5 protein-coding genes and 1 pseudogene are annotated in these 5699 nt (G+C 25.0%); 5 read left to right on the forward strand and 1 reads right to left on the reverse strand.

Going from position 1 to position 5699, the window contains the following annotated elements; genetic code table 11:
• Nucleotides 1-468: 468 nt before the first annotated feature.
• Nucleotides 469-1179, forward strand: a complete 711-nt coding sequence (locus A966_RS04145) for a Crp/Fnr family transcriptional regulator (RefSeq protein WP_008722864.1) — start codon at nucleotides 469-471, stop codon at nucleotides 1177-1179.
• Nucleotides 1180-1187: 8 nt separating this feature from the next.
• On the opposite strand, the gene A966_RS04150 is transcribed toward A966_RS04145, so the two are convergent.
• Complete coding sequence (locus A966_RS04150; RefSeq protein ID WP_008722865.1) at nucleotides 1188-1628, reverse strand: RrF2 family transcriptional regulator; 441 nt, start codon at nucleotides 1626-1628, stop codon at nucleotides 1188-1190.
• Between the two features lie 168 nt (nucleotides 1629-1796).
• On the opposite strand from A966_RS04150, the gene A966_RS04155 reads away from it, so the two are divergent.
• The 4 genes and pseudogenes from A966_RS04155 to A966_RS13545 form a co-directional block, all read left to right on the forward strand.
• A complete protein-coding gene (locus tag A966_RS04155) occupies nucleotides 1797-2726 on the forward strand; it encodes an SMP-30/gluconolactonase/LRE family protein (RefSeq protein WP_008722866.1) in 930 nt (309 codons plus the stop codon).
• A gap of 145 nt (nucleotides 2727-2871) precedes the next feature.
• Nucleotides 2872-3792, forward strand: coding sequence for an NHL repeat-containing protein (locus A966_RS04160; RefSeq protein ID WP_008722867.1), 921 nt, complete (start codon nucleotides 2872-2874; stop codon nucleotides 3790-3792).
• Nucleotides 3793-4007: 215 nt separating this feature from the next.
• The gene (locus tag A966_RS04165) at nucleotides 4008-4505 is read left to right on the forward strand and encodes a hypothetical protein (RefSeq protein WP_008722868.1); all 498 of its coding nucleotides are present in this window, start codon (nucleotides 4008-4010) and stop codon (nucleotides 4503-4505) included.
• Nucleotides 4506-5373: 868 nt separating this feature from the next.
• Nucleotides 5374-5699: pseudogene (locus A966_RS13545) on the forward strand (hypothetical protein); the annotation flags it as partial.

Raw genomic sequence — 5699 nt, forward strand, 5'->3', positions numbered from 1 at the left:
AAAACTACTTGACAAGATTATATATAAAAATTTCGTAATTTTATAATTTATAAAATAATGTTTTACATGTTTTATAAACTATTACTTTAGTATATAAATATGCAACCTTTTTGCTTTTCGCCTGCCGAAGGCACGCACAGCGAGGCGTACTTCGTATGTGCCACACCGAAGGCGGACAGCGTCACAAAAGAAGTGGGGTTTGGCACGACTGTGTGCTTCGCAGCAAAGTCCCAATTATAATCAAAAAAATATTAAATTAAAAAAACATAAATATTAAAAATTCGAGTTTTGAAACAAGTCTAATATGAGAAATCAGAATAATAACATAAAAAATAATAGACCTGTTTCAAAACCCAATTTATAAATTTTTAACTTAATATTTTCAAATTATAAATAAAATTAGTTTTGAAATAAAACTAATATAAAAAATCATAATTAGAAATAAGGTTATTGATTTTTTATTAAAAAATGTTAGAATTAACTAACAATAAATATAATATTTTAATAAACATGATGGATGAATACATAGACATTTTAATTAAATCAGAAGTATTTAATAATATCAGTAAAGACGAAATCATTAATATTTTAGATGATTTTAAAACACAAAAGAAATCTTTTAAAAAGTCAAATATAATAATAGATACCGGAGATATAGTAGAAAATATTTATATTATATTGAAAGGAAAAGTTGAAATTTCAAAAGAATATGATGATGCTAGAAAAAATATTGTAAATATACTTAATCAAGGAGATATATTTGCAGAAGCATTCGCTTTTTCCACAAACAAAGTATCATCTATACAGGCTCTTGCATTAGAAAATACAGAAATAATAAAAATAAATATAGAAAATATATTTAAAGCAAATGATAACAATATCAAAAATATCTTTCTGCATAATTTACTAAGAGTTATATCTGATAAAAATAAATTCCTAGCATTCAAAAATGATATTCTTAGTCAGAAAAGCCTAAGGAGCAAAATAATAATATACATTAAATATATGGCTAATATTCAAAAATCTAAAAATATAATAATACCATTTAATAGAGATAAATTAGCAGAGTTTATATCTGCAGATAGAAGTGCATTATCAAGAGAATTAAACAGATTATCAAAAGAAAATATTATAAAACTAGACGGTAATAGAATAAGCATCATAAATATAAAAAATTAATATTAAAACTATTTATTCATAAAATCCAAATGCTTTTTTCTTTTTCTAACTTCATCAGCTATTTGCTTAATAGTTATTTTAGACATAGATTTTTCAAAATCAAGTCTTACATTATTGAACTCTTCGCCTAAAACATCAAACATAGCACATCCTACAGGGCATACATGATTAGGTTCATGAAAATTAAAAAGTCCCCTCTCTTCCTCAGTAAATACAGCTTCATATATAGAAAGAAGTGTTATATCTTTTTCATCTTTTATAAGTCTGCTGCCCTTTTTATTTGTTTCAACTATCCCGGCAGCCTGAAGTTTTAGTAAAATCTTTCTTATTATAGCAGGATTAGTCCTTACACTTTTGGCTAGCAAATGAGATGTAGTGCCTTCATTTTCAAAAAATGCTATACACAAAACGATATGTGATGCAACTGATAACTTAGTATTAATTTTCATAGTATTATAAATATAATCAAAAAATTATAATAGTCAATAAATATATTTAAATAATATAAAATAATTGTAATCATTTTGGTAACAATATTTTTCTTTTTTTTTATTGATATATTTATAGAAATAATATAAAGTCTTAATAACAATTTTTACTAATAAGGAGAACTTCAAATGAATAAATTTTTCACTTCAATAGTTTTATCAGCTTTTTTATTTGCTGTATCATGTTCAAACAATGCTGACAAGACAACATCATCTAACAATGAGCCGACTAAAAAAGAGGCTGTAACTATCAATATCGACGGATTAGCTGCACCTGAAAGTGTTAAATTAAGAAACGGAAAATTATATATCGCTAATTTAGGAGATCCTAATGCACCTGCAGACGGATTTATAATCGTTGCTAATGAAGATGGTTCTAATCCTCAAAAACTTTTTGAAGGACAATTGGACAGCCCTAAAGGTTTTTCTTTCTTAACTGATGATATTATTATTATTCCTGATCAAGTAAATGACAGTTCTTTAACAGGAAATCTAGTATTAGCTAACATCAAAGAAAATAAAATAATCACTAAACTTCCTATAGAAGGTTCTAAATTCTTAAATGACACAGTAGTAATAGATCCTACAACTGTAGCTCTAACTGATACAGGTGCTTCAACTGTTCATTTTATTAAAGTAGATAATAATTCATCTTTATCTATAACTTCATCTGTAACAGGAGTAGTTGGTGCTAATGGAATATTCCTTGATAATGGAGTTTTATATATAGCTGGAAGTACATTTGGCGGAGATCCTAATGGAGGAGATATTTATACATTAAACATAGACGGAACAGGATTAACTAAATGGACAGCTTCAGTATTAGGTGCCGGTGCTTTAGATGGTATTGCTATAGCTAATGGTAAACTATATGTTTCTGATTGGGGTGCAGATGGTGCTAATAACAATGCTTGCATATATGTATTTGATTTAAATACTAAAGAACAGTTAGAAAAAATTGAAGGTTCTTTAAGCGGCGTTGCTGATATAGATTTAGTTAATAATGTTATTTATATTCCTGAACTTTCTACTAGCTTAATTAAAAAAGTACAATTATAATTTATAATTTTGTCATAGTAGCTCCAAGCATCTTTAAATATTAAGTTATTTAAAGATGCTTTTTTTATAATTAATTTAAATTTTCATATTGATATATTAAAAAAAAATAATATAAATTATAAAAAGTATTAAGGAGTTTTTTATTATGAGTAAAATTATATTTATTTTAATTTCTAGTATATTATTTATTTTAAGCTGTTCTAACAATAATTCAAAAAATACTAATGATGAAACTATATCAAAAGAAATAAATACAATAAATGTTGAAGGCACATCGTCACCTGAAAGCATAAGATTAAAAAATGGAAAACTATATATTGCAAATATTGGTAATGCCGATATAGAAAAAGACGGATTTTTTCTATGTGTTAATGAGGACGGATCTAACCCTATAAAACTTTTTGAAGGTGAGTTGGATGCCCCTAGAGGTTTTTATTTTATTACTGATGATATTATAGCTATTGCAGACCAAGACGCAGATAAAGGGCTATCTGGAAATGTAGTATTAGCTAATGTTAAAGACAATTCTATCATTACAAAACTAACTATAGATGAAGCTAAATTATTAAATGATATAGCAGCAGTAGACAATACAACTATAGCAGTTACTGATACAGGTAATAATAAAGTATATTTTGTAAATGTAGAGAATAATTCTTCTTTATCACTTTTAAATTCTGTAGATAATGTTTATGGTGCTAATGGCATAGCTTTTGATAATGGAAAATTATATGTAGCAACTAGCGGATTTATGGGAGCAGAAAATACAGGCTATGTATATTCTTTTAATGCTGACGGCAGCGGTTTAGAAAAATGGAGTGATAATATAGTAGGAAGCGGCGGATTGGACGGAATAGCTGTTTATAATAATAAATTGTATGTTTCTGATTGGGGTGAAAATGGTACTAATGCATGCATATATGTATTTGATTTAAATACTAAAGAGCAATTAGAAAAAATTGAAGGAAACTTAAAAGGTGCTGCTGATATAGATTTGGCTAATGATGTTATTTATATTCCTGAACTTTCCACAGGCTTAATTAAAAAAGTACAGTTAGCCAATTAATAAATTATATAGACTTACAAAAAATATATATAATAGCATATAAGTATTTTATAAATAAATAAAAATTACTAAATTTGTACTTTTACATTTATGTTTTTTACAACAATATTATAATTTGGTTTTATATTATATATATTTGTTAATAAATATATATTGACTTTTTATTTATTATTAATAAAATATATATTATAATTATTCATTAAAGGAGAAAAAGAATGAAAAAATTTATGATTTTCTTGTTTCTATTTGTTTTATTATTCTCATTATTCTGTTATGCTCAGGTTTCATATGATACACCAAAAGAATATTATAGTGCTGAAGAGATAGTACAAGCCATAAAGGATGCTGTAAATAAATATAATGAAGATAGCCGTGCTTATTTCTTAGAAAATAATTCCCAATTATTTCTTTCTAAAAATGATACACTGTTTAATAATTTAAATAACAATCCTGAACTATTCACAGTTCTTGAAAATAACCCTGAGCTATTTAATATTATAGATCAAAATCCGCAATTATTTCTTAATACATTACTAGATGAAGAAAAATTACAAAACTTTATTTTTAGTCCTTTTAACTTCTGGAAAAGCCAAAAATGGAGTCATATGGAGGGAGGAGTTTCTGTAAATAATGAGGCTTTATTTAATTCATCTTCTAAGAAAGAAGAAAATTATACTGTTCAATTATGGAAAGAATGGGGTATAATGAAATAAAAATATTAATTGATGAATAATAAAACATATAAAGGGTTATTGTAGTTTATACTGCAGTAACTCTTTTTTATAACCTTAATTACCAAAACTTTTAATCATAATCATTATAATAAAAAATCATTAATAATATTTGCAACTTTTCCTGCAAATTAACATAATATTTAACAATATAAACTAATAATGAGTGCTTATATCAATAGACTTGTTTCAAAACTACTTAACATATTAATTATAAAAATTATTTAATTTTAAAATTATAAATATGATGTTTTACATGTTGCATAATTTAGTATTATAATATATAAACATGCAGTCTTTCGCCGCAGGCGGGCTGTGCCTGTGCCACGCCATGGGCGAGAAGTGGGGTTGCCAAAGGCACGCAGAGCGTGGCACGAATGTGTGCTTCGCAGCAAAGCCCCAAATATAATTTAAAAATATTAAATTAAAAATTTATAAATTTAGTTTTGAAACAAGTCTAATATGTTCACAGTTAATTACTTAAAGCAAATTATAATTATGAATATTAGTTAAAGAAAATAAGGAAACTTAAAATATTCTGCTGATATAAATTTAATTAATGGTTTTATTTATATTCCTAAACTTTCCACAGGCTTAATTAAAAAAGTACGGTTAGCCAATTAATAAATTATATAGACTTACAAAATATAAGAGATGTTAAAAAATATATATAATAACATATAAGTATTTTATGATATGAATAAAAATTACTAAATTTTTTTCATTTAAGCAAATTTGTACTTTTACATTTATTTTTTTTACAGCAATATTATCATTTGGTTTTATATTATATATATAATATTTTATTTATTATTAATAAAATATAATTATTCATTAAAGGAGAAAGAGAATGAAAAAAATTATAATTTTCTTATTTTTATTTGTTTTATTATTCTCATTATTCTGTTATGCTCAGGTTCCATATGATAAACCAAAAGAATATTATAGTGCTGAAGAGATAGTACAAGCCATAAATGATACTGTAAATAATAAATATAATGAAGATAGCTGTTCTTATTTCTTAGAAAATAATGCCCAATTATTTGTTTCTAAAGATGATACACTATTTAATAACTTAAATAACAACCCTGAATTATTTACAGTTCTTGAAAATAATCCTGAGCTATTTAATATTATTGATCAAAATCCACAATTATTTCTTAATATCTTATTAGA

It is taken from the genome of Brachyspira hampsonii 30446 (assembly GCF_000316195.1).
GTDB lineage: Bacteria > Spirochaetota > Brachyspiria > Brachyspirales > Brachyspiraceae > Brachyspira > Brachyspira hampsonii_C.